This window comes from Candidatus Methylobacter oryzae (genome assembly GCF_003994235.2).
GTDB lineage: Bacteria > Pseudomonadota > Gammaproteobacteria > Methylococcales > Methylomonadaceae > Methylobacter_A > Methylobacter_A oryzae.
Genome location: NZ_RYFG02000025.1, coordinates 72480 through 97762 on the forward strand (window position 1 = coordinate 72480; position 25283 = coordinate 97762).

A 25283-nucleotide genomic window follows, 5' to 3' on the forward strand; every position below is an offset into this window, starting at 1 on the left:
TTAACCCATGCCCGACATTTCCCAACACGGCCACAGCACCAATCTAATCGGTTTGGCGACTGCTTGCATGGCCAGTCACGCTTTTAACGAAAATCCCAGGCCGTTGCATATTGCCGGCACCCGCGAATCGGCTTCGGGTTTGTTTGAGCAATTGCTGAGGCAAGCGACGCTCGACGATTGCGGGCGGATATTTCAAGATTATATGTGCGTCGTTTTCGGTTTTGAAACCGAGCAACGGCTTCGAGACGATCATTCGGGACGGCGGCGTTACCGTAACAGTTATTTGCGATTAATCCAGGACTGGGGGCTGGATTCAAACAACGCGCAAGGCGCTGTTTTTAAAGGCTGGGTCGAAAGCCGTTTCGGGCTGTTTCCTACTTATCACAAACAACGCATATCCAGTTTTGTCAGTAAAGACTGGATCATGTATATCGAAGAAAAGATGAACAGCCGTTATCACAACAACTGCATTTATATGCAGCTGGATCTTCTTTACGAATACTGCCAATGGGTTATCGAGCATTTCCAGTTTCCGGCCGCAACGCATAAAACGCTCTATCGCGGCGTCAATTCGCTGGAAGATCATTGGCTTGTCCGGGACGAAGATAAGCAGCATAAAATCGTCCGCTTCAACAGTATTGTTTCTTTTACCGATCGGCGCAGTATTGCCAGCGAATTCGGTTCGTATATTCTGGAAGTCGAAGTGCCGATGGTTAAGTTGGTTTTTTTTAGTGAACTGCTGCCGCATCACGCGTTGCGCGGCGAAGCCGAGTATCTGGTAATCGGCGGCGATTATCGAGTCAAAGTGGAACGGTAACAATATGTCTAAAGAACAGCTGTTGGACAGGGCATTGGGCGCTTATTTAGGCCTTGCCTGCGGCGATGCGCTCGGCGCTACGGTCGAGTTTATGACGCCGAAACAAATCCAAAAACGCTACGGCGTGCATCGGGATATTATCGGCGGCGGCTGGCTCGGACTGGAGGCGGGGCAAGTGACTGACGACACGCAAATGTCGCTGGCGATAGGTCAGGTTATTATCGACCACCAGGGCTGGAATATCCGGGCGGTTGCCGATAATTTCGTCGCGTGGCTGGAAAGCAATCCGCCGGATATAGGCAACACCTGCCGGCGCGGCATCCTGCGCTACCGGGATAGCGGCGAGTTGTTCGGGGCGCCTCGCGAAGACAATGCAGGAAACGGTGCTTGCATGCGTAATTTGCCGGTCGTGCTGTCGACTTTAAACCGGCCGGACTTTTTTGGTGAATGGAGCCTGCAACAGTGCCATATTACGCATAATCATCCGTTATCGAATGCGGCGACGTTAACCTTGGGGCGGATGGTTGAGCGTTTGGTTAACGGCTTGGATTGCAAACAGGAAGCCGAGCAGTTGATTAGCCAGCATGGCGAATTTGCCTATGATCCTTATCCGGGCAAAGCCTCGGCTTATATTGTCGATACCGTGCAGACGGTTTTGCATTATTTTTTCAGCACCGATAGTTTTGAGTCTTGCCTGATTGGGACGGTTAATCAGGGCGCCGATGCCGATACGACCGGTGCGCTGGCCGGGATGCTGGCAGGCGCCAAATATGGTGCCGGGCAGATTCCGGAGCGTTGGTTAACTAGGCTGGATCAACAGGTCGCCGCTCAAATCCGCGAACAAACGGCAGTGCTGGTCCGGATTTCTGAAGATCATTCAATACGGCCGGAGTAACGCAGCCAAAAGCGGCGGTATAAAGCTGAGTTGAGCGGCTTGTCCGCTCAAACGAAACTTATGGCCTTTGGCTATAAAAATCGCGGCAAATTACATGCTTTGATAAAATTATATTAATTTCAGCCAACTGATGCGCTAAGTCACTATTCTGACATGAAAAAAGAACCTGCCGCCAAATACCATAATAGCCATCAAGCCGTACTCGATCTCTTGCAAAAGCGTAAGCTGATCTCTGATTTGGTACATAAACAGGACATGCCGCATCATGGTTTGGTCGAAGTATTGGTTCGCAAAGAGAATACAGCGCAATTGCAGCATACACTGAATCAATTGCCTCCTTCGGAAATTGCCCGTATTTTGGAAGAATTGCCGGCTGAAGATCAATTGCTGATCTGGGAGCATTTGGAGGATGATCATAAGCAATCGATTTTGCTGGAAATTCCTACTTCCGTTCTGCAAATACTCGGTAAACAAGCCTACAAGACAGAAAAGTCCAGGGTTAAGGCGTTTAATTTACACGAAGGCCGGCTGCATGAAATTTCGATCAATACGCCTCAAGACTTGCTTGAGGCTAAGCCTATCTGGATTGATCTGGTTGCGCCGACGTTTGAGGACCGGATATGGGTCGGCGATATTTTCGGCATAGAGATTCCCGATCCGGATAAGTTGAACGATTTGGAGTCGAGCGCTAGATTCTACGTCGAAGAAAACGGCGAGATTCATCTGCATTCGGATTTCCTGCTGGACAAAGAGGATGTATCGCGCAATGTCGCAGTAGCTTTCATGCTGTATCGGGATATTTTGTTTTCGATTCGCAAGGAAGAGCTGCCTATTTTCCGGCTTCAGCGTTTACGCGCGCTGAGTCAGCCCAATTATGTTTCCGATTCACGGGATATGCTGCTGGATCTTTACGCCGCCAATGCCGAATATTCGGCTGACGCATTGGAGGATATTTATCTTGCGTTGGAGAGCGTTGGCAATCAGGTGCTTAGCAAGCAGATTAGCGATGAGGACGCGGCTAAGATATTGATCAATATTGCCAATGAAGAGGATTTAAACGGGCGGATTCGCCGGAACGTGATGGATACGCGGCGTGCGGTGTCATTTCTGATGCGCAGCAAGTTTCTAGCAAAAAACCAATTGGAGTATTCCCAACAGATTTTACGCGATATTGAATCGCTGGACGGGCATACTGCGTTCCTGTTCGACAAAATCAACTTCTTGATGGATGCTTCGGTGGGTTTTATCAATATCAACCAGAACACGGTCGTCAAGCGGCTGACTGTTGTCAGCGTGGTGTTTATGCCGCTCAATGTATTGGCCGGTATTGGCGGTATGTCGGAATTCTCGATGATGACGCAAGGCATTGCTTGGCCTATCTCTTACAGTATTTTTACAGCCGGACTGGTCGTGGTCGGCTGGCTGACTTATGCGATTCTGCGCTTCCTTGAAAAGCGCGAGCACGGTAGATTGGGTAAGCGTTGATCGCAGATTGAAGCTGTCTTTTATCAATTGCCCCGCTAGCAAACAGAGATGATCTTTCGATCAGTGCCGGGAATGATAATCCCCTTACTTTCAGCCTCGGTTATAATAACGGGCTGACATAACATCAATACAAAGAGGAACGCATGCCGGTCGATATTTTACTCACAGTCCTTGCAACATCTGTCATTCAGTCTATTTTTGGGGTGGGCGTTTTATTGTTCGGCACGCCTATCTTGCTGTTACTCGGTTATGACTATGTCAATGCCTTGGGAGTGTTGCTGCCGGTTTCTATCGCGATCAGCGCTTTACAGTTTGTCAGGCACTATGAAGATGTCGATATCAAATTTTATAAGAATGTGGTCGTTTACAGCATTCCGTTGGTGGTGCTGTTTTTAACGGTGGTGACTGCGGTCAAGGTCAATATCAGCCTGGTGGTCGGCCCGTTGCTGATTTTTGTCGCATTAAAGAATTTTTTACCGGCTATCGATAGGGCGCTACAATCCGTCGTCAGGTTTGAAAAACTTTACCTGATGGCAATGGGCTTGGTTCATGGGGTTAGTAACCTGGGCGGTTCGATGCTGACTGTGATCATTTACAGCAAGCACTATCCCAAGGATAAAACGCGGGTGACGGCCGCTGCCAGTTATGCGACGGTAGCCTCATGCCAGTTAGCCACATTATTGTTACTCGGCAGTGATTTTACCGTGTCATTTGCCGATAAAGTAACCTTTGTTCAGATGGCGGTGGTGATGTTTTTGCTGACTGAAGAAATGCTTTATAACGGGATTAATAACGAAAAATACAGCAAGATATTTGCGATGTTCTTATTTGCATCCGGTATCTTGTTAATAACAAAATCCTTATAACACTGGAGAAGAAGATGAACGAAACGATTAAAAAACTGTTGAACTATTTCCTGATCGGCACCCTAGCGGTTATCCCGATTGTGGTTATCCTGCAAATCATGATTTTCGTCAAAGACCGCGTTTCCGATTTATTTCAATTGGTTTACGTGTATGCGGATAACTACCTTTATACGATCCTGGTTTTCGCGATCAGTTTTTTACTGTTGGTTTATATAGGTCGCAAGTTGGCTCATGAAGGCCGCTCTTGGGTTATTGCCGCATTTGATCATGTTATCGATAGAATTCCGGTAATCAATACGCTTTACCGGGTGCTTAAAAAGGTCATCAATATGTTCTCGTCGCATGACCGTACCATCTCCAAGGAAGTGGTTTATGTCGAATATCCTAAAGACGATATGTGGATGACTGCTTATGTAACGAACCGCCACGAAGATAAGTATGTATTGTTTATTCCCACCTCGCCAAATCCGACTTCCGGATTTACAGTCATCGTCGATAAATCCAAGGTTATTAAATCAACGATGAATATCGAAGAGGCAAGTAGTTTTATTATCAGTGTCGGTGTTGATTACGGCAAAGTTTCGGAAATGAGCACATTGCCTTAATCCAATTTAATTAAAGTAGCGGCGGAGAATCATAGATGAAATTAATAGTTAACATAGTACTTGCAGTTTTGCTATTGGCATCTGTAATTGGGTGCGGGAAAAAAGACGACACGCCCGCGCCACCGCCGGCAAAAGCGGCCGAGACAGGTGTTTTTAAAGAACAAATGGAAGCACTGGATCAGGCCAAGCAAGTTGGGCAAATTCTTCAGGATGGGGCGGACCAGCAACGTCAAAAAATTGAAGAGCAATCGCAATAATCTAAAAATTGTAAAGCTCCGCTTTGATGTTTTTCTAGCTACCGGAAAACTATAAATCGCCATTCCCCTTCGGCGAATGTAAAAAACGACTGCGGAATTGATGTAAGCCGTTTAGTCTGATTTTGTTGACTTTAGGGCGCTTGTTTGTTATCAATGAGCGTGCTGTCCAGCAAAAATAATAATAAATATAAATAATTACATCAGAGAGGGGGAATGGGTATGGCATCTAAGAATAGCTCCAAGACGGTCAAATTAGCCAAGTTAACTCAGCTGGAAGCAGAGGTAGCCACGCTTTCGGAGCAACTGAGAGAAAATAAGAAAACGATCGTTTTGTTAAAGGAATCTTTAGCTGAGCGAGATTCACGGATTCATGAATTAGAATCGAAATTGGCATACGCCCAGCAATCGTTGTTGAAAAAAACGGTATCGACCATTCATCAGTGCAGGGATCTAATTAAAAACGGAATCGATGAGAAAGTAGTCAGTCCTGCTCTGACACAAATCCAGCAGCAGATTGAGGTCATTCGGGGTATTGTTTTCGAAGCCAGGAGCCTTATCAGCAGTAAAAAAATGCTGATTCACGAAAATATCAATACGACGTCAGATCTAGTCCATCAATGTCCCGATCAAGCGATAAGATATTTCGAAAAATGGATTGTTGAGCCAGCCAGGTTAGTCGTTAATGATGTTGTTAGGCTAGTCGACGACAATGTGAAAAATGGTCAGGATTTAGTCGAGCAAAAAATCATTTATCCCGGCAAATTTTATTACGAGAGAATTGTTGATACTGTGTTGGCGTTACCAGCGCAGGCGCAGGCCAACTTTTACGCATGGGTAGCGGATCCCGCTATACAGAAAATAGAAACGCTGCCCGCTATTCGAAAGGAGCTTGGCGCTAATGCGGAAGCACTATTGATGCGATTGATTGAGCAGCTAAAATCCGCTGTTGAACAGGGATTTGAAAAGACAGCCGATGCGATAAAAAATTCATCGTTTTGGGATGGAAAGCGCAAAATGGAAGCCGCTTAAACAGTTTATTCAGGAATAATCTAAAAATGACAAAGGCGACCGGAGGGTCGCCTGTCTTTTCTTAAAGCAGGTTTATTTAACCAAGCTTAATAAAACCCCGGCCGCCACCGCAGAACCAATTACTCCGGCGACATTCGGTCCCATCGCATGCATCAGCAGGAAGTTATGCGGGTTGCTCTCCAGTCCCAGTTTATTGGCTACCCGCGCAGCCATCGGTACGGCTGAAACACCGGCAGCGCCGATTAACGGATTAATCAGCGTGCTGCTGAATTTATTCATGATTTTCGCCATGATCACGCCGGCTGCCGTGCCGATACTGAACGCAATCGCTCCCAAACCCAGGATGCCCAGCGTCTTGAATTGTAAAAAAGCTTCGGCGCTGAGTTTTGAGCCTACCGCTAATCCGAGAAAAATGGTCACGATATTGATCAGTTCGTTTTGCGCGGTTTGACTTAAGCGTTCAACCACACCGCAAGCGTTCATCAGGTTACCCAGTGCGAACATGCCGATCAAGGGTGCCGCTGACGGCAACAGCAAGGTGCAGATCACGAGCAGCATTAACGGGAAGACGATTTTTTCGGTTTTGCCTACGACGCGTAGCTGCTGCATTTCGATTTTGCGTTCATCTTCAGTAGTTAACGCGCGCATGATCGGCGGCTGTATCAACGGCACGAGAGCCATGTAAGAGTAAGCCGCGACTGCAATAGCACCCAGCAAGTCAGGCGACAGTTTAGACGCGACATAAATTGCAGTAGGGCCGTCGGCGCCGCCGATAATGCCGATCGCGGCGGCATCTTTTAAAGTAAACTCCAGCCCCGGTATCGCATTAAGCGCCAGCGCTCCCAACAGTGAGGCAAAGATACCGAACTGCGCCGCTGCACCCAGTAACAAAGTTTTTGGATTAGCCAGCATCGGGCCGAAATCGGTCATAGCTCCGACACCCATAAAAATCAGTAGCGGAAATATGCCGAGTTTAATGCCGTAGTATAAATAATACAGAATGCCGCCTTCTTCGGCGATGCCGGCAACCGGAATATTGCTGAGTATCGCGCCAAAGCCTATCGGCAACAGCAGCAAGGGTTCAAAGCCTTTCTTAATAGCCAGGAACAACAATAAAAAACCGACCAGTATCATGAAGGCTTGGCCGGCACTGAAATTATATATTCCGGTGCTTTGCCAGAGTGAAATGAGATTTTCCATGGGATGCCCCTTCTATTTTAAATTTTTCAAATCATTTAGCGCACAAAAAGCGCGAAAAAGGCAATGAACAAGCATAATTTGTTCAAGGCGGTTTTTCGCGCTCTTCAAGGATTATCGCTTTCTATTTCGATTATAAAAAAATCAACACATCGCCGCCGGCAACGGCACTGCCTTCTTTGATATTGACGCTACTGACAATGCCGGCTGTTTTCGAGCGTACTTCAGTTTCCATTTTCATCGCTTCCATGACGACGACAACGTCGCCTTCAGCAACAATGCTACCGACGTCGACAAGAATCTTCAAAATATTGCCGGCCATAGGCGATTCAACCGCAGCACCGCTGCTGGCGATCAGCGCGGCATGGCTCGCATTGGCGGCGGGTTGAATCGTCAAGGCGGCATTGCTGGCGCCGACGATAACGTTGAAGTTTCTGCCATCAACATTAACGGTATAAGTTTCCGTTTGCGGCTGAGCAGGGGAAGCAACCGGCTCGGTTGCTTGAGAGGCGTTGGCCGCAACAGCTTGCGGGTTTGGCGCCGCTTCAAAAGCGGCTGGGTTGCCGCGGTTAGCCAGGAATTTCCAGCCGACTTGTGCAAACAAGCCGTTGATCAAAGCATCCTCTTCGATGTTGGCGGCAAGGGTTACGCCTTCGGTCTTAGCTTTTTCCTGTACTTCGGCAACCAGCTTGTCCATTTCGGGCGCGATCAGGTCGGCCGGGCGGCAAGTAATGGGTTGCGCACCGTTCAGTACTTTGTCTTGCAGTGCTTTATTAACAGGCGCGGGCGTTGCGCCGTATTCGCCTTTCAATACGCCGGCAGTTTCTTTAGTGATGTTTTTGTAGCGTTCGCCGTTCATCACGTTGATCACCGCTTGGGTGCCGACGATTTGCGAAGTCGGCGTAACCAGCGGAATAAAGCCCAAGTCTTCGCGAACACGGGGAATTTCGTGCAAGACTTCGTCGAATTTGTCCGAGGCGCCTTGTTCTTTCAGTTGGCTTTCCATGTTGGTCAGCATGCCGCCCGGTACTTGGGAAATCAGGATACGGCTGTCGACGCCTTTCAAGCTGCCTTCGTATTGCGCGTATTTTTTGCGTATGTCCCTGAAATAAGTGGCGACGGGCTCCATTTTGACCAGATCCAAACCGGTATCGCGGCCGGTGCCTTCCAGGCTGGCGACGATGGTTTCGGTGGGACTGTGGCCGTAAGTCATGCTCATCGATGAAATGGCCGTGTCGACATTGTCCACGCCGGCTTCGGCGGCTTTAAGCAGCGTGCCGACACTCAAGCCGGTGGTTGCATGGCAATGAAGATGGATCGGAATTTTGGTGTTTTTTTTCAGGCGTTTAACCAGTTCAAAGGCTTCGTAAGGCTTCAGCAGCCCGGCCATGTCTTTGATACAAATGGAATGAGCGCCCATGTCTTCGATCTGCTTGCCGAGATTGACCCATGAATCCATCGTATGCACTGGGCTGGTAGTGTAGGAGATCGTGCCTTGCGCATGAGCGTCGGTGCGCAGTACGGCTTTGACGGCATGGTCGATGTTGCGCATGTCGTTCATTGCGTCAAAAATACGGAATACGTCGATGCCGTTGACTGCGCAACGTTCGACAAACTTATCCACCACATCGTCCGCATAATGACGATAGCCTAAAATGTTTTGGCCGCGAAACAGCATTTGCTGCGGAGTATTAGGCATGGCCTTTTTTAACAGGCGCAGTCTTTCCCAAGGATCTTCGCCCAGATAACGAATACAGGCATCAAAAGTCGCGCCGCCCCAGGACTCAATAGACCAATAACCGATCTGGTCGAGTTTTTCGCAAACAGGCAGCATATCTTCAATGCGCAACCGGGTTGCCAAAATGGATTGATGAGCATCACGCAGAACGACTTCGGTGATACCTAAGGGCTGCTTTTTATCGATGGACATGCTTATTGTTTCTCCTGAAACTCTCGTAAATTTTTAATCAGTGGACCTTGTGGTCGTTAGTTATGGCTTTTCGGTAATCGCGCGACATTTCCTCCATCCCAGGAGGTTAATGCAGAGAAATGACCGGATCATTTCCCGTCCTTGCGGTCGTTTCGGTACTGGTGTACGGCGGCAGTAATCGCTGCGACAACGCTTTTATCAATGTCGACGGTAATGCCGGGAACGGCTTTTGATACCGGTATTTCCGGAAAATGGCGTTGCACCAGCGCAGACATGATGTTGATGGCGGCTACCAGCATGATCAAGAACAGGAATACGATGCCCATTCCGGTAAACATTAATTCGATTCCGCTAGTCATTTGTTCAGTCATAATTGATCACTTATGAAATTTATTAACTATTGCATTGTATCATAGGGAAAAATCATAACTAATCGATGTTTTACTTCATCATAGAGTGCGATATGGCGTCTTTTGGCTATATCGCCTTGAGCGCGTACAATACGATCAATATAAATGGTTGTTATGAGGTGAAAATATGACAGATCAACAACGCAATACCGATGCACAATGGCAACAGAAATTAACGCCCGAGCAATTTAACATTTGCCGTCAGAAAGCGACCGAACCGCCTTTTACCGGCAAGTACGTCGACTGCAAAAAGGACGGCATTTATCATTGCATTTGCTGCGGCAATCCATTATTCGATTCGGCGACTAAATACAACTCAGGCTCCGGCTGGCCGAGTTTCTGGGATGTACTGTCTGCAAACAGCGTGGCAGAGCATGCCGATACCAGTCATGGCATGCGCCGGGTTGAAGTGACTTGTAAATCTTGCGATGCGCATTTAGGCCATGTATTCGAGGACGGCCCGCCACCGACAGGGTTGCGTTACTGCATTAATTCCGCAGCGTTAGACTTAAAAGAGAGACCATGAGCGCCAAACAACAAGTTCAAAATTTACTGGATTTTATCGACGCCAGTCCCAGTCCGTGGCACGTCGTCAGTACTATCGAGACTCAACTGGCGGCGCAAGCCCAGCCGTGGCAACGCCTTGACGAAACGGCCAAATGGAGCTTGCAGCCGGGCGGGCGTTATTACGTAGTGCGCGACGACTCGTCTATCGTGTTGTTTATCCAAGGGCAAAAGCCGTTGGCCGAAACCGGCTTTAGAATTATCGGCGCACATACCGATTCTCCCGGCTTAAGAATAAAGCCGAACGCGGCTAGCAGCATGGACAGCTTGTTGAGATTGGGCGTCGAAATATACGGCGGTCCGATACTGGCGACGTTTACCGACAGGGATTTGAGCCTGGCCGGAAGAATCGCTTACAAGAACGATCAAGACCAGATAGCCAGTAAGCTGGTCAAGTTCGACCAAGCACTGCTGCGCTTGCCTAATCTGGCAATTCACATGAACAGGGCAGTTAATGAAGAAGGGTTAAAACTGCAAAAGCAAGTCGAATTACCGTTAATTTTATCGGCAGCGGCTGAAGAGCAATTGCCGCACGCTTATTTTTCGTCACTGTTGCAACAACAATCGGGTATCGCGGCTTCGCGCATTTTGTCCTGGGATTTGGCCGTCTACGACACGCAAAAAGGCGCTTTCTGGGGAGCGGAAAGCGAATTTTATGCAAACAGCCAGTTGGATAATCTGGCTTCATGTCATGCCGCGTTGCAGGCGCTGCTGGATGACCATTGTGTGGATTCCACTCGGGTATGCGCATTATTCGATCATGAAGAAATCGGCAGCGAAACCAGCAAAGGCGCGGACGGCAGTTTCCTGCCCGACGTACTGCAACGCATCGCTTTGGCAAGTTCAACCGATAGCGAGGATTATGTCAGGGCCTTGGCGAAAAGTTTCATGATCAGTGCCGATATGGCGCATGCTTACCAGCCTAACTTTCCGAATGCCTACGATGCCGACCATAAAGTCATCGTCAACAAAGGCCCGGTGATCAAAGTCAACGCCAACCATCGTTACAGCACGGAGAGCGTCTCGGCGGCGATGTTTGCCGATTGGTGCGAACAGGCCGGCGTGCCGTACCAGAAATATTCGCATCGCTGCGATTTGCCTTGCGGCAGTACGATTGGGCCGATTACATCCGCAAAATTGGGCATTCGCTCGATCGACGTCGGCAATCCGATGTGGGCGATGCACAGCATCAGGGAAAGTGCCGGGGTGTTGGATCATGATTATATGATCAGGGCGATGAAACGATTTTTTGATCAAGCAGTTTAGAAAATCTCTAACACATAGCTCAAAAACATCGAATCACATTCAAGCATCCAGCACATCCGAGTACATGAAGATTATCAACTTATCAGGTGTTTTACTGGGCGTGGCCGTATTGTTTTCGCAACATGCCATCGCGGACGATGTCGAATATAAAGTTAAAGCAGGTTATTTATATAATTTCACTAAATTTATTGCCTGGCCCCAGGACAAAAGTGAAACCTTCAATCTTTGTATTGTAGGCGGCGATCCTTTTGGCGGTTTAATCGATCCCATCGAACAGAGGTCCGCATTTGGACGGCCTATTAAGTTATTCCGGTTTAACAACCTTAATAAAGAGCAGCGCTGCCATATTCTTTTTATAAGCGCCTCTAGCAAAGACAATCTTTCTCTAAAAGATATTCGCGGCGATCATAAAACATTAACCGTCGGTGAAACTGAAGACTTTGCAGCCCAAGGAGGAATGATCGGCTTTATTAACAGACAGGGAAAAATAAAATTACAAATTAACCTGAAAATGTTGCAACGGAGCGATTTAGCAATCAGCGCAAAATTATTGGAAGTCTCTGAGCTTGTTGAGGAAGAGGCCAATGATTAAGTTTATCCGTAACCTGCCAATAAACCGCAAGCTGCTGTTAATCTTGTTTTTTTCCAGTGTTTCATCGCTATTGTTTGCCGGCGTGCTGTTGATCGTGCTTGAAATTTCAGAGTTGCAGAGAAATACCCGGGACGATTTATCAACCTTGGCGCAAATTGTCGGCAACCGCAGTACTGCCGCGTTAATGTTTGAGGACAGGGTGTTAGCCAAAGAGAATTTGTCCGTTCTCGATAACTTGCCGGATGTTCGGTTGGCTTGCCTTTATGATGCTCAGGACGCGGTTTTTGCCCAATTAATAAAACAAGTTGGCGAATCATGGCACTGTCCGCCATCGCTCAAGGCTGAAGCGACTCGTTTTGAAAAGAACTATTTGCATATCGTTCAACCTGTTGCGGTAGACGGTGCCGTATTGGGTACGGTTTATATCTATGCTGACCTGACGCTGGCTTATTGGCGAAGGGTCGAATTTTCCGGATGGATACTTCTGCTGCTGGCAGGCGTATCCATACTGACTTTCTTTTTATCAACACCATTATTGACACTTATTTCCTCGCCAATAAAAAAGCTTGTCGATAAAGTTGAAAACATCAGCGCCACCAAGGATTACTCGTTAAGAGCGGTTAAAGTGAATGACGATGAGCTGGGCGTGCTTGTTGATGCGTTTAACGGCTTGATCGCTACCGTTGAAACCCAGAACCGGGCTTTGACGCAGGCAAAAAACCGCTATTTGGCGCTTTATGACGATAATCCGACCATGGTGTTCAACCTGGAGGTCGACGGACGTATTTTATCGGTTAATCGTACCGGTGCCGGACATTTGGGCGTAGCCGTTGATGAATTGCAGCATTGTTCGATTTTTGATTTTGTTCATGCCGACGATTTACCGGTCATGCTCGATTTGTTCGAACGCTGCCTGATGAATCCTGCACAGGTGCATAAACAGGAAATCAGGAAAGTTTGCGAGAATGGCAGGATTATCTGGGTCAGGGAATCGGCGAAATTAGTCGCTAATGAAAATCGGCAAAACAGCTTATTGATGGTTGGAGAAGACATCACCGAAGCCCGTTTGCTGCATGAGAAAATTGTTTATCAAGCCAGTCACGATGCGTTGACGGGCTTGGACAATCGCGGCCAGTTCGATAGTTACATCAGGCAGGCAGCGGCTTTGTCACATACGGACGGTTCCGAGCATGCGCTGTGCTATCTGGATTTGGATCAATTTAAAGTGGTGAACGATACCTGCGGTCACGTTGCCGGCGATGAGCTGCTCAGGCAGTTGGGCGAATTGCTAAGAAAGCATACGCGGAAACATGATTTTGTCGCGCGTCTTGGCGGCGACGAGTTTGGGATATTGATGAATCATTGCTCATTAAACGAGGCGTTTCAAGCCTGCGAAAATTTACGCGACTTAGTCAAAGATTTCCGTTTTGCCTGGGAAGATCGAAGCTTTACCGTGGGCGTGAGCATTGGCATTGCCGCGATAAACGGTTCTTCCGGCAATGCCGTCAACCTGCTCAAAGAAGCCGACGCCGCCTGTTATGCGGCAAAGGATAAAGGCCGGAACCGGGTACATGTTTTCCGGCCCGATGATGAAGAGCTGGCTATACGGCATGGAGAAATGCAATGGGTCGATAAGATTCAGCAGGGCTTGGAACAAAACCGCTTTTGCCTGTACGGGCAACCTATTGTCTCGATTGCCGGCGATGATGAAGGCATGCATTTTGAGACCCTGGTCCGCTATAGGGATGATAACGGCCATATTATTCCGCCCGGTGCATTTTTACCGGCGGCAGAACGCTATAACCAGGCAGCGGCGCTGGATCGCTGGGTCATTAGCCGTCTATTTGAATGGTTGGCGACGAAGCCGGGCTTTTTGGACAAGCTATCGTTGTGCTCGGTTAATTTGTCCGGTTTGTCGCTGTCCGATGAAACCATGTTGGCGTTTATTTCAGGGCAGTTTTCGAAGTGGGCGGTTCCGGCGGAGAAAATTTGTTTTGAGGTCACAGAAACAGCAGCTATCGCCAACTTATCCCACGCGACTAATTTTATAAACCAATTAAAAGAGCAAGGTTGCCTGTTTTCGCTCGACGATTTTGGTAGCGGATTATCTTCGTTTGCCTACTTAAAAAACCTGCCGGTCGATTTTCTTAAAATCGACGGTTTGTTCGTGAAAGATATTCTGGACGATAAAGTCGATCTCGCGATGGTGAAGTCGATTAATGAAGTCGGGCACGTAATGGGTAAGAAAACGATTGCCGAATTTGTTGAGAATGAACATATCTTTAATTTGCTTAATGTCCTGGGCGTCAATTATGCGCAAGGATACGGTATCGGCAAACCCGTGCCGCTGGATGAGCTTATGCTTGTAAAACCCTATTCGGGGGCGCTGAAATGAGAGTCAAAACTGCATTTTTTGTTAATTGTTTGGCGCTGATGGTTTCTTACAGCGATATTGCCGGGGCAGCGGCGGAAAAAGTCGATGATTTCTTTGCGATGTCGCCGGCTGAATTGGCGGCAACGCCGGTTAGCATTGCCACCGGTACGTCAACCTTGGTTTCTCAATCGGCTGCTGTGACCAGCGTCATTACCGCCGAACAAATCAAAGCCATGGGCGCAACCGAACTGCATGAGGTATTGGAAACGGTGCCGGGTATTCATGCCAGCATACAAGGATTGACCGGCGATTATCATTACACCGTCCGAGGCATCCAAAATGCGACCAATTCGGAAGTGCTGTTCTTGTTAAACGGTACGCGAGTGACCACAGCGTTTCGCGGCACATTAATGATTGGCTTGGAACTGCCGATCGATGCGATTCAACAAGTAGAGGTGATTCGCGGGCCGGGCTCGGCTTTGTACGGCGCCGATGCGTTCGCCGGCGTGATCAATATCATCACTAAAAAAGCCAAGGACATTGATGGAACGACAGTCGGCGGCCGGGTAGGGGATCATGACACCCAAAGTGGATGGGGGCAGCATAGTGCGCACTGGGCGGGCTGGGATGTCGCAGCCAGTCTGCAATATCAGCATAGCGGCGGCGATAGTGGCCGCGAGGTTAAGACCGATAGTCAAACGGCGTTGGATAATGTGTTTGGGACTCATGCGTCCCATGCGCCCAGTGTTTTGAATTCGCAATATGAAAATTTCAACGGTCATTTGAATCTGCAACGGAAACATTGGGATATCGGTTTCTGGGCGTTTAATACCGAGAATAATACTCGTGCAGGTACTGCCGGCGCTTTGGACCCGAAAGGTGTTGCCAATGGCGAGCAATATGTAGGCGATATACGTTTTTCAACGGAAGACTGGTTTAAAGATTGGGAGTTCTTAGCGCATGTCAGTGACTTGCATTCCGATTTTCGAGCACAATTCCAGCCGTTCCCCGATAATGCTGTACTGCCTGTCGGTTCAGATGGCAATATTAATTTCTTGATGCCCAGTCCACTGGTTTTATTTCCTGATGGTGTTATTGGCCATACAGAGCAAGTTGAAGACATTCCCGCAATTGAATTGAGTTCTATCTATCGGGGAGTGAGTAAGCATCAGTTGTTGATGAGCGCAGGTTTTCGCTATGAACAGATCAGCGTAAAACATCTGACCAATTTTGGGCCGGGTGTTGTTGACGCCACAAAGTTACTGCCTCCACCTAGCTTGAATGTTGTAGACGGCTCATTAACCAATGTTACCGGCACGCCTTTTGTGTTTTTGCCGAGTACGTCTCGATCGATCTGGTCTTCTGTTGTGCAGGACGAATGGCAGTTGGCTGATGATTGGCAATTAACCGCCGGCGTCCGCTATGATCATTATTCCGATTTCGGCGGCACCATTAATCCGCGTGCGGCCCTGGTTTGGGATATCAATCAGCAGCTGAGCAGTAAGTTGTTGTATGGAAAAGCTTTTAGAGCCCCCAATTTTTCAGAGCAAGGAAGCCAGAATAATCCGATACAATTGGGCAACAGAGCCTTGGAGCCTGAGACTATCAATACCTACGAATGGGCGTTTGACTATCGTCCGGTTTCGGCGCTTAGAACCGCGGCTAATTTTTACTATTACCGTATCAAAGACCTGATTACCCTGGTGCCGGATCTAGGAACCCCTTCTTCGACTTTCCAGAATAACGGTAACCAGGACGGTTACGGCAGTGAGCTGGAATGGAGCTGGCAAGTGCAGGAACAATGGAATTTATCGGGCAATTATGCCTGGCAATATGCCAGAAACAACGAAACCAAAAGCCGGGTTGCCGGCGTGCCCGAACACCAGGTTTATGTTGCCGCTGCCTGGCAGTTTATGCCGAAATGGCAGCTACAGTCCCAGATCAAATGGGTAGGCAGCAGGATCAATCCGATAGCGGACAACGGGAACTTGGATGACTACCAAACCATCGATTTCACGCTAAGAGGCAAAAAACTCTACGGGCACTTGAATGTTGGCGCTTCTTTACGGAACGCGTTTGACACGCATTATTGGGAGCCGGCCGCAGTTAAAATAGGACAAAACTTTCCTATGCCGGGTAGAAGTTTTTATCTTGAGGCATCGATTAATTTTTGATGTGCTAAATCTCGAAAATAATCTTGCGCCTTTTGATGGCGAGCTTTATCTAATCAAACAATTCTACGGTTTACCGGAGTCCGGTCTACTGTTTACGCAACTGCAAGCCGAGCTGGCTTGGCGGGAAGAGGCCATTTTTATCTACGGCCGCTGGGTTAAAGTGCCGCGGCTGATATGCTGGTACGGCGATCCCGGAGCATGGTATCGCTATTCCGGCGTTAACCATCAGCCGCTGCCGTGGTTGCCTGTGTTGCAGGCAATCAGGGAAAAAGTGGAAAAGCAGTGCCAATGCGCTTTTAACAGCGTATTAGCCAATTTGTACCGCGACGGCAACGATTCAATGGGCTGCCATGCCGACGATGAAAAGGAGTTGGGATTGAATCCGGTGATTGCGTCGTTGAGCCTGGGCGACGAACGCCTGTTCAGGCTGCATCATAAAAACACCAAGGACAAACTGGACATTGCGCTGGGTCACGGCGATTTATTAATCATGGCCGGCAGTTTACAGCACCACTGGATGCACGCGGTGCCGAAAACGAAGAAATTGAAAACGGCGCGGGTTAATTTGACGTTTCGGAGAATTAAGGCTGATTGATTAATGCACCACGAAGAGCACAAAGTTTTTTCTCGTGAACTTCGTGCTCTTCTTCGTGATGTTATGCTTTTATAGCCTTAAAACCAATATCAGTCCGGTAATAAACATTATCCCAACGGATGCTATTGACCAGTTCATAGGCTTTGCTTTGTGCTTCTTTAATATCGTGGCCTAAAGCACAAGCGCATAACACGCGTCCACCCGCCGTGACTAAATCGTCGCCGGCTTGCTTGGTTGCCGCATGGAACACTTTGCGGTCTTCGAAAGCTTGAACAGGCAAGCCGGAAATCACTTTGCCGGTTTCGGAGGCGTCAGGGTAACCGCCCGATGCCAGTACCACGCCTAATGCGGCGCGTTCGTCCCAGTCGCTATCGGTTTGATTGAGATTGCCGGCCAGCGCGGCTTCGCACAGTTCGACCAAGTCGCTTTTCAGGCGCATCATGATCGGCTGGGTTTCTGGATCGCCGAAGCGGCAGTTGTATTCCAGCACTTTAACGGTACCGTCGGAACTGATCATCAAGCCGGCGTACAGAAAGCCGGTATACGGCAAGCCGTCTGCCGCCATGCCTTTCAAGGTCGGCTCGATGACTTCGCGCATGACCTTATCGTGGATTTCAGGCGTAACGACCGGGGCAGGAGAATAAGCACCCATGCCGCCGGTATTCGGGCCTTGGTCGCCGTTGTCGCGGGCTTTATGATCTTGCGAAGTCGCCATCGGCAGCGCGTATTTGCCGTCGGCTATTACGATAAAGCTGGCTTCTTCGCCGCTTAAAAACTCTTCGATAACGACGCGGTTACCGGCTTCGCCGAACACATTACCGGACAGCATGTCCTCGACCGCGGCTATCGCTTCCTGTTCGGATTGGGCGACGATTACGCCTTTGCCTGCGGCCAAACCGTCGGCTTTGACGACGATCGGCGCGCCTTGCTGTTTGATATAAGCGATGGCTTGCTGCTTCTCGGTGAACGACTGGTATTTCGCGGTCGGAATGTTATGGCGGATCATGAAGTCCTTGCAGAACGTCTTCGAGCCTTCCAATTGCGCGGCTTGTGCGGTTGGTCCGAAGCATTTGAGGCCGGCTTCACGGAAACGGTCGACAATGCCCAGTACCAGCGGCACTTCGGGACCAACGATAGTCAGGTCGATGGATTCTTTCTGCACGAAAGCTAACAGCGCATCAATGTCGTTCACGGCAATGGCGACGTTTTCGATAGACGGCTCCAGCGCGGTGCCGGCGTTGCCCGGCGCGACGAAGACTTTTTCGGCTTTGGGAGATTGTTTGGCTTTCCAGGCCAGGGCGTGCTCACGGCCGCCGCTGCCGACGATCAGGATTTTCATGGTGTTTCTCGTGCGTGTAAGAGGTGTGATTGGTTGTCCACGAAAACCAAAAGTAGGCGCCTTTAGGCGACACGAAAGACACGAAAAAATTAAGTGTAGAAAGTTTTTCGTGTTAAGCGTGCCTTTCGTGGACGTTGTTCTTTAATTTTAGTGTCTGAAATGACGCATGCCGGTGAAGATCATCGCGATGTTGTGTTCGTCGGCGGCGGCAATCACTTCGTTATCGCGCATCGAGCCGCCGGGCTGGATGACGGCAGTGATGCCTGCTTCGGCGGCCGAGTCGATGCCGTCCCGGAACGGGAAAAAAGCATCGGAAGCCATCGCCGAGCCCGGCACGTCCAAACCTGCATCGCCAGCTTTGATGCCGGCGATTCTGGCCGAATAGACGCGGCTCATCTGGCCCGCGCCGACGCCGATGGTCTGGCCGTTTTTACAGTAGACAATTGCATTGGATTTGACGAATTTGGCGACTTTCCAGGCAAACAGCAAATCGGCCATTTCCTGTTCGGTCGGTGCGCGTTTGCTGACGACTTTGATGTCGGCGGCGTCGATTTCGCCGATGTCTTTATCCTGCACAAGTAAACCGCCGGCAACGCGCTTGAAATCCAACGCCGCTTGGTTGCCGCTGCTCCATATGCCTGATTCCAGCACGCGGACGTTTTGTTTTTCGGCCAAGACGGTTTGCGCGGCAGCGCTAATGGCCGGTGCAATAATGACTTCGACAAATTGACGTTTAACGATTTCCGCTGCTGTCGCTTCGTCCAGTTCGCGGTTAAACGCGATGATGCCGCCGAATGCGGAGGTCGGGTCGGTGGCGTAGGCTTTATCGTAAGCTTTAAGCAGGCTATCGGCTTGGGCGACGCCGCAGGGATTGGCATGTTTAACGATCACGCAGGTAGGGTGGTCGTCGAAGGTTTTAACGCATTCCAAGGCCGCATCGGCATCGGCAATATTGTTATAAGACAACTCTTTGCCTTGCAGTTGCTTGGCGGCCGCAATCGTACCGCTGGCCGGCGTTTTTTCACGATAAAACGCGGCGTTTTGATGCGGGTTTTCACCGTAACGCATAGTTTGGTTACGGTAAAATTGCAAATTCAACGTTTCGGGAAATTGCACTTCGTTAATGTTGCCAAGATAGGTTGCAATCGCTGTGTCGTAACGCGCCGTATGTTCAAAACTTTTTAACGCCAAGTTGAAGCGGGTTTGGTGCGATAGTCCGCCGTTATTTTTCAGTTCGGTAATAATCGAAGCATAATCGCTAGGATCGACAATGACTGCCACGTCGGCATGGTTCTTGGCTGCGGCGCGGATCATGGTCGGGCCGCCGATGTCGATGTTTTCAATGGCCGTTTCCAGATCGCAGTCGGGCTTGGCTACGGTTTGCTCGAACGGGTACAGGTTCACTACCACCATATCGATGGCATTAATGCCGTTGGCCGCCATGACCGCATCGTCGATGCCCCGGCGAGCCAAAATGCCGCCGTGGACTTTGGGATGCAAGGTTTTAACCCGGCCATCCATCATTTCCGGAAAACCGGTGTAATCGGAAACTTCAGTCGCGGGAATGTTATTTTCTGCCAGTGTTTTGGCAGTGCCGCCGGTGGACAGAATCTCAATGCCTAATTGATGAAGCTGTTGGCAAAAATCCACGATACCGGATTTATCGGATACGCTGACCAGCGCACGAGTGACTTTTTTGTTCATGCAGATCTCAGAATGAAAGAGGGGGTAAATCCAGCCTTGTCCGGGTATTAGGACAGGCCGTAGAATTCCAGTTTTTTGCGCAGGGTGCTGCGGCTTAAGCCCAGCGCTTTAGCTGCCTTGGTTTGGTTGTAGCCGGAATATTCCAGCGTCGCCAGCAGTAAAGGTTTTTCAACTTCACCGATGACCATCGCATGCAGATCGACGGCATCATGACCATTCAATTGCAAAAAATATTGTTCCACTGTCTGCTTAACATGCGCGGCTAACGGAATAGCGGCGGTTTTTTTGCTGTCGATGTTAATGATTTCGGCATTTTTGGGAGATGCGGTCATATTATGCAGCACGGTCAGTGGTTAAAAAATTAAAGGCCGAATTAATCAGCGCTATTTGTTGGGACGGACATTGCGCTTGGTTGATAGTGCGTTGAGCATCCTGAGCTGAGGGTTCAAGATGCCTGAAATACCAGGCTATATGTTTTCTTGCTATTCTAACACCGCTCGCATTGCCGTAGAAGCTATATAGTTTGTCCAAATGAATCATCAGCGTATTGTGTATCTCCGTAATTGTTGGTTTTTCAATAGGTTTGCCGTGGTTGATAAAGTGGCTTATTTGGCTAAATAACCATGGGTTTCCCTGGGCCGCCCGGCCGATCATAATCGCATCCGCGCCGGTCGAATCAAGCACAAACCGGGCCTGTTCGGGCGAATCAATATCGCCATTGGCAATAACCGGAATGCCGGTGGTTTGCTTCACTTTTTTAACGGTTTCATGTTCGGCCCGGCCTTCAAACTTGCAGGCGCGGGTTCGTCCATGAATGGTCAGCGCGGCAATGCCCGCATTTTCGGCTATTCGCGCTATTTCTACCGCATTGCGGCTGTGCTTATCCCAACCGGTGCGTATTTTTAATGTGACCGGAATATCGACCGCATTAACGACAGCATCCAGTATTCGCTTTACCAGTGCTTCGTCTCTTAACAGTGCGGAGCCGGCAGCGACTGAGCAGACTTTTTTAGCCGGGCAACCCATATTGATATCGATAATCTGTGCGCCGCGTTCGACGTTGAGTTTTGCCGCATCGGCCATTTGTTGGGGATCGGTGCCCAGAATCTGTACGGAACGTATGCCGACTTCACCGGTATGGTCCGTTTTTAACAGCGTTCTTTTATGCCGGCTTAAAGCCGGATTGGATGCGACCATTTCAGATACAGTCAAACCTGCGCCGAATTGTTTGCACAATTCCCTGAATGGACGATCGGTGATACCGGCCATGGGGGCCAGGATCAGGTTGTTTTCAAGTTGATAAGGGCCTATTTTCATGAGAGAGGTTCAAGGTGAAAGGCGCAAGGTGCAAAGGCGTTTCCTTGCACCTTGTCTCTTTCACCTATTTTATTTATCTCCGTCTTCGTTCCAGATTGGGTTGTCGCGGTCTTCCGGTTCCAGTTTGGCAATATCTTCAGGATAAATATGCCAGAAAGACTTGTCGATTTTGGCGTTGCTATAGCCTTCTTTTTTATCGTGGCCGAACGGGCACCACCAGTTTTCTACAATTTTAACCATATAAGCGTGCCATTCGAACAGCGCGACACTGTAAGGGCAGTACCAGGTGCAGTTCAGTATCCAGAACAGTTTTGACTGCGAAGTGCTGGCTTTGAACGAGCCTTCCATCGTGATTTGATTTTTCAAGGTATAACGATGGCTGGCCCGGTCGGGCAGGAAATCGGAGTAAGTCTTGAGGTTTTTGGCTCCGATCAACAGCAAGTGCCAATAAGTCATATAAGCGCTGGCAAAGACAAACGGAAGGGTGGCAATCGGCAGATAGACCATGACCATGCCGATAGCTCTTTGCACTACCGGAACTTTTTGGTGATTTTTGCCGATTTCAACGCGGCTACAGGACTCACAAGCTTTCATTATTTTTATATCCTCATTTTTTTGTTGTTAGCAGGGGGGTTATAGTCGGTTTGGTTTTATCCTCGTTAAATAACTGATAAATGCTCAGGCAGCCGGCGCAGCAAAATTTTTGCAGGCCGTCGCTCGTGGTCAGTGAGAATCCGGTGATTTCTACCGGTTGACCGCAAAGTACGCAGGGTTCTTTATCTTTTCCATCGAGCATAAAAAGACCTCACATTTTACAAGCTTGAAGAGACAGAACAAAAAAAAGTTTTCAGGTATTCGGTCTCGGGAGCTGCCGGATCTATCGGGTGATCGGGGCCTTGTCCGCCGCCGGCAAAAAACACTAGATGGCGGTCGATATGGCGTGCCGACGAGCGTAGAATCTCATGCAGGTTTTCCCGGCTCAGGTGATGAGAGCAGGAGGCGGAAATCAATATGCCGTTTTTGGACAATACCTGTAAAGCCAAGTGATTCAAGCGTCGATAAGCTTCGTAGCCTTGCTTGAAATCTTTTTTGCGTTTAATTAAAGCGGGAGGATCCAATACGATAATGTCGTAGAGTTGGTTTTCCTGCCGAGCTTGTTTCAGGAACTCGAATACATCGTTACGCACAAAGCGCGTTCTATCCTGAACCCCGTTTAGAAACGCATTGTCCGCCGCCAATGCCAAAGCGCTCTCGGATGCATCGACGCCGGTGACTTCGCTGGCTCCGGCCAACGCGGCAGGGATGCTCCACGCTCCGGTATAGCAAAATAAATCCAGGATTTTCCGGTTTTTGGCCATGCCTGCTAACTGGGCGCGGCTGCTGCGGTGATCGTAAAACCAACCGGTTTTTTGTCCTTCCAAAATGTCGATTTTAAATTGAGTGTTGTTTTCTTCAATGATCAGCGGCTCGGGAAGTTTACCGTAAGCCAGTTCGGATTCCATGCTTAAGCCTTCCAGTTGCCGCTGGCTGTTATCGTTTTTCAGGATGATGGCTTCCGGGCTCAGCAATTCATGCAGGGCGGTAAACAGTGATTCTTTACGCCGATCGATGCCTGCCGTGGTAATTTGCACCGACAATACCGGACCGAAACGGTCGATGACCAGACCGGGCAGGCCGTCGCTTTCGCCGAAAACCAGGCGATAATAAGGTTTGTCGAACAGTTTTTCCCTTAACGCCAACGCTGTTGTCAGGCGTTCTTTAAAAAAGTTGGCGCCGCATTTTAGGTTAGGCTTTCTGGATAGGAGTCTTGCGCATATCAGCGCTTGCGGATTGATGTAAGCGGTGCCGAGCACTTTGCCGTCATCGCTTTTTACCTGCACCAGATCGCCCGCGTTGAATTGTTCAAGCGGTGAGCGTTTGACGTCGACTTCGTTGCTGAAAACCCATAGATGGCCTTTGCGCAGGCGTTTGTCTTCGTTCTTTTTTAAATAAATTTCAGGATGAGCCATATTAATTACATGAGTTCTAAAAAGTATAGGCGACGATGTTGATTTTTGTTATTTACCACGAAGACACGAAGAGAGCGAAGAAAAACGTTATTAGTCAGCAGCTAAAAGCGGAAGGTTGATACCCAAAGTAAGCGCTTCTACGGTTGGAGGAAGTAGAGGCGCTTACTATCGCTGTTCCAGGTGTTTCTATTCGTCACTGACATTCAATTAAAAGGGAGAGCGTGGGTGGATAAGCATAGCGCATCCACCATCCATCGAACGCATTAATCCGGCGGATGTCCACGCTACAACCGACTGCGTTCTTGCAATCCCATAGGAGCAATTAGCGCTTGATGCCTTCAAGCCTGATCCAGTCTTCCTGCTGTACCGGTGCTCTGAATATTATATATTGCCGGTACGCGTCCATCACCGATTCGGCTTGTTCATGCAGGATGCCGGATAGAACCAGTTGGCCGCCGGGGGCGACTAAGTTAGAAATCTGTTCCGCCATATCGATCAGGGGTTTTGCCAGTATATTCGCAAGTACTATGTCGGCCTGGAACGGAATAAACTGTTCGGGTAAATAGCAGGCAATTTTATCTTGCACTTTGTTCTTTAACGCATTGCTTTGCGTTGCCGTGATGGCTTGCGGATCAATATCTACTGCATGAGCTTCCTTGGCGTTCAGCAAGACTGCCGCAACCGCCAGTATTCCTGAGCCGCAGCCGTAATCGATCACGGATTTACCGGCTAAATCGTGGCTGGCCAGCCATTCCAGGCATAGCGCGGTAGTCGGGTGTGTGCCGGTGCCGAAAGCGAGTCCCGGATCAAGAGTTAGGCAAACCGTGCCCGCCTCATACTGTTCTTGGTCGGTAGGGCAAACCCAAAGCTTGTCGGCAAATTTCATCGGATGGTAGTGTTCCATCCAGGCGCGTTCCCATTCCTGGTCTTCTACCGCTTCATAGCGCCAGTTGCGCAATTGTTCGGCTTTAAATTGGGCGTAAACCAGTGTTTTGATTAACTCCGGATCGGCATCCAATTCATAGAGAGCAATAACTTCGGTATTGCTCCATATTTTGGTTTCGCCGATAGCCGGTTCGTACACAGGCTCATCTTCGGCATCCATGTAAGTAACGGACACTGCACCGAGGTTGTCGAAAAAATCGGCAAGCCGGGGCGCAAGATCTTCATTGGTAATAACGGTAATTTGGTGCCAGGGCATATATAAAGAATTATTTGAAAAACGGTTTGTTTACAATGTTTTTACGTACGGATAATTGCGGATTTTTCCATCTAATGTCATTAACTGACAACCATGAATACGTCCGGTCGCAACGATAATTTGATCGGCTGGATCTCGATGAAAGGGTTGGGTAATTGGGTTGCTTCTATCGCAATTTGTGGTGTTAGATCGACTAACTGAACATAAGGATAAGCAAGAGCTTGTTTTATCCATTCATCGACAGAACACGGTAATTCCAACCGTTGATATTCAACTAATTTAGCGACTTCCCAGCAAGAAATAACGCTCACGCCTAGCCCTGTTTTTTCATGCAGTTGTAATAGCTCTGTATGATCTTTTGTTAAACGGTCGTCGCCGTGAACCCACCATATCCAAATATGGGTATCCAGTAAAATCATTTCAGAGCGTTCCAATCATTTTCTGCAACTGATTCAAAAGGCTCGTCATAGCGAATTTTTACTCCACGTAAGGGATAAGTATTTTTTGCACTCAATTCTTGTTGTTCATACAATAAACCTAAGCGAAAATAATGAATTAAATCATAAAGTTCATTAAGCTTGTCATCTGGAATATGATTGATCTCATTAATAATTTGTTCTTGTAGCATGACTTACTCTCCGGTTAAGTAGGGTGGGC

Annotated in this window: 25 protein-coding genes; 13 read left to right on the forward strand and 12 right to left on the reverse strand. The window is 48.7% G+C overall.

All coding sequences use genetic code 11. The annotated features are described in order from the left end of the window. Positions 1-7 precede the first annotated feature (7 nt). The 7 genes from EKO24_RS05160 to EKO24_RS05190 all read left to right on the forward strand — a co-directional run bounded on the left by EKO24_RS05160 (position 8) and on the right by EKO24_RS05190 (position 5954). Complete coding sequence (locus EKO24_RS05160; RefSeq protein WP_127026806.1) at positions 8-817, forward strand: NAD(+)--dinitrogen-reductase ADP-D-ribosyltransferase; 810 nt, start codon at positions 8-10, stop codon at positions 815-817. A 4-nt stretch (positions 818-821) separates the two neighbouring features. After that, the gene (gene draG, locus EKO24_RS05165; RefSeq protein ID WP_127026807.1) at positions 822-1712 is read left to right on the forward strand and encodes an ADP-ribosyl-[dinitrogen reductase] hydrolase; all 891 of its coding nucleotides are present in this window, start codon (positions 822-824) and stop codon (positions 1710-1712) included. 153 nt (positions 1713-1865) lie between these two features. Then, the gene (locus tag EKO24_RS05170; protein ID WP_143733179.1) at positions 1866-3197 is read left to right on the forward strand and encodes a magnesium and cobalt transport protein CorA; all 1332 of its coding nucleotides are present in this window, start codon (positions 1866-1868) and stop codon (positions 3195-3197) included. 143 nt (positions 3198-3340) lie between these two features. Beyond that, positions 3341-4063, forward strand: coding sequence for a TSUP family transporter (locus EKO24_RS05175; protein ID WP_127026809.1), 723 nt, complete (start codon positions 3341-3343; stop codon positions 4061-4063). A gap of 14 nt (positions 4064-4077) precedes the next feature. Continuing rightward, positions 4078-4668 (forward strand): DUF502 domain-containing protein, encoded by a 591-nt coding sequence (locus tag EKO24_RS05180; RefSeq protein WP_127026810.1) that lies wholly within the window; start codon positions 4078-4080, stop codon positions 4666-4668. A 35-nt stretch (positions 4669-4703) separates the two neighbouring features. Beyond that, the gene (locus tag EKO24_RS05185) at positions 4704-4925 is read left to right on the forward strand and encodes a hypothetical protein (RefSeq protein ID WP_127026811.1); all 222 of its coding nucleotides are present in this window, start codon (positions 4704-4706) and stop codon (positions 4923-4925) included. A 219-nt stretch (positions 4926-5144) separates the two neighbouring features. Next, positions 5145-5954, forward strand: a complete 810-nt coding sequence (locus tag EKO24_RS05190; RefSeq protein ID WP_127026887.1) for a hypothetical protein — start codon at positions 5145-5147, stop codon at positions 5952-5954. 72 nt (positions 5955-6026) lie between these two features. Here the strand turns inward: EKO24_RS05190 and EKO24_RS05195 are convergent, their stop codons facing one another. The 3 genes from EKO24_RS05195 to EKO24_RS05205 all read right to left on the reverse strand — a co-directional run bounded on the left by EKO24_RS05195 (position 6027) and on the right by EKO24_RS05205 (position 9452). Beyond that, positions 6027-7154: a sodium ion-translocating decarboxylase subunit beta gene (locus EKO24_RS05195; RefSeq protein ID WP_127026812.1), complete on the reverse strand. Its 1128-nt coding sequence runs from the start codon at positions 7152-7154 to the stop codon at positions 6027-6029. A 130-nt stretch (positions 7155-7284) separates the two neighbouring features. Continuing rightward, a complete protein-coding gene (gene oadA / locus EKO24_RS05200; protein ID WP_127026813.1) occupies positions 7285-9081 on the reverse strand; it encodes a sodium-extruding oxaloacetate decarboxylase subunit alpha in 1797 nt (598 codons plus the stop codon). A 128-nt stretch (positions 9082-9209) separates the two neighbouring features. After that, on the reverse strand, positions 9210-9452 hold the full coding sequence (locus EKO24_RS05205; RefSeq protein WP_127026814.1) for an OadG family protein: 243 nt from the start codon (positions 9450-9452) through the stop codon (positions 9210-9212). A 166-nt stretch (positions 9453-9618) separates the two neighbouring features. Here EKO24_RS05205 and msrB point away from each other — a divergent pair, with 166 nt between their 5' ends. The 6 genes from msrB (at position 9619) to EKO24_RS05235 (ending at position 17056) form a co-directional block, all read left to right on the forward strand. Further along, positions 9619-10017, forward strand: a complete 399-nt coding sequence (gene msrB / locus EKO24_RS05210; protein WP_127026815.1) for a peptide-methionine (R)-S-oxide reductase MsrB — start codon at positions 9619-9621, stop codon at positions 10015-10017. After that, positions 10014-11321, forward strand: a complete 1308-nt coding sequence (locus tag EKO24_RS05215; protein WP_127026816.1) for a M18 family aminopeptidase — start codon at positions 10014-10016, stop codon at positions 11319-11321. The genes msrB and EKO24_RS05215 overlap by 4 nt, the downstream gene beginning before the upstream one ends. Before the next feature lie 64 nt (positions 11322-11385). After that, on the forward strand, positions 11386-11913 hold the full coding sequence (locus tag EKO24_RS05220; RefSeq protein WP_127026817.1) for a YfiR family protein: 528 nt from the start codon (positions 11386-11388) through the stop codon (positions 11911-11913). Then, positions 11906-14308: an EAL domain-containing protein gene (locus EKO24_RS05225; protein ID WP_127026818.1), complete on the forward strand. Its 2403-nt coding sequence runs from the start codon at positions 11906-11908 to the stop codon at positions 14306-14308. Before EKO24_RS05220 ends, EKO24_RS05225 begins: the two co-directional genes overlap by 8 nt. Beyond that, positions 14305-16461, forward strand: coding sequence for a TonB-dependent receptor plug domain-containing protein (locus tag EKO24_RS05230; RefSeq protein WP_127026819.1), 2157 nt, complete (start codon positions 14305-14307; stop codon positions 16459-16461). The genes EKO24_RS05225 and EKO24_RS05230 overlap by 4 nt, the downstream gene beginning before the upstream one ends. Position 16462: 1 nt before the next feature. After that, positions 16463-17056: an alpha-ketoglutarate-dependent dioxygenase AlkB family protein gene (locus EKO24_RS05235; RefSeq protein ID WP_127026888.1), complete on the forward strand. Its 594-nt coding sequence runs from the start codon at positions 16463-16465 to the stop codon at positions 17054-17056. A 61-nt stretch (positions 17057-17117) separates the two neighbouring features. Here the strand turns inward: EKO24_RS05235 and purD are convergent, their stop codons facing one another. The 9 genes from purD to EKO24_RS05285 all read right to left on the reverse strand — a co-directional run bounded on the left by purD (position 17118) and on the right by EKO24_RS05285 (position 25254). Beyond that, positions 17118-18395 carry a phosphoribosylamine--glycine ligase gene (gene purD / locus EKO24_RS05240; RefSeq protein WP_127026820.1) on the reverse strand — a complete coding sequence of 426 codons (1278 nt, stop codon included), beginning with the start codon at positions 18393-18395 and terminating at the stop codon, positions 17118-17120. Between the two features lie 147 nt (positions 18396-18542). After that, on the reverse strand, positions 18543-20099 hold the full coding sequence (gene purH, locus EKO24_RS05245; RefSeq protein ID WP_127026821.1) for a bifunctional phosphoribosylaminoimidazolecarboxamide formyltransferase/IMP cyclohydrolase: 1557 nt from the start codon (positions 20097-20099) through the stop codon (positions 18543-18545). A gap of 47 nt (positions 20100-20146) precedes the next feature. Then, a complete protein-coding gene (locus tag EKO24_RS05250) occupies positions 20147-20431 on the reverse strand; it encodes a helix-turn-helix domain-containing protein (RefSeq protein WP_127026822.1) in 285 nt (94 codons plus the stop codon). Position 20432: 1 nt separating this feature from the next. Further along, positions 20433-21416, reverse strand: a complete 984-nt coding sequence (dusB, locus tag EKO24_RS05255) for a tRNA dihydrouridine synthase DusB (RefSeq protein ID WP_127026823.1) — start codon at positions 21414-21416, stop codon at positions 20433-20435. A gap of 69 nt (positions 21417-21485) precedes the next feature. Next, on the reverse strand, positions 21486-22010 hold the full coding sequence (locus EKO24_RS05260) for a hypothetical protein (RefSeq protein WP_127026824.1): 525 nt from the start codon (positions 22008-22010) through the stop codon (positions 21486-21488). A gap of 218 nt (positions 22011-22228) precedes the next feature. Continuing rightward, positions 22229-23425: a class I SAM-dependent rRNA methyltransferase gene (locus tag EKO24_RS05270; RefSeq protein ID WP_127026826.1), complete on the reverse strand. Its 1197-nt coding sequence runs from the start codon at positions 23423-23425 to the stop codon at positions 22229-22231. 322 nt (positions 23426-23747) lie between these two features. Further along, the gene (gene prmA, locus EKO24_RS05275; RefSeq protein ID WP_127026827.1) at positions 23748-24626 is read right to left on the reverse strand and encodes a 50S ribosomal protein L11 methyltransferase; all 879 of its coding nucleotides are present in this window, start codon (positions 24624-24626) and stop codon (positions 23748-23750) included. 80 nt (positions 24627-24706) lie between these two features. Beyond that, positions 24707-25045, reverse strand: coding sequence for a type II toxin-antitoxin system VapC family toxin (locus EKO24_RS05280; RefSeq protein ID WP_206667213.1), 339 nt, complete (start codon positions 25043-25045; stop codon positions 24707-24709). After that, positions 25042-25254 (reverse strand): hypothetical protein, encoded by a 213-nt coding sequence (locus EKO24_RS05285; RefSeq protein WP_127026828.1) that lies wholly within the window; start codon positions 25252-25254, stop codon positions 25042-25044. The genes EKO24_RS05280 and EKO24_RS05285 overlap by 4 nt, the downstream gene beginning before the upstream one ends. Positions 25255-25283: the final 29 nt, after the last annotated feature.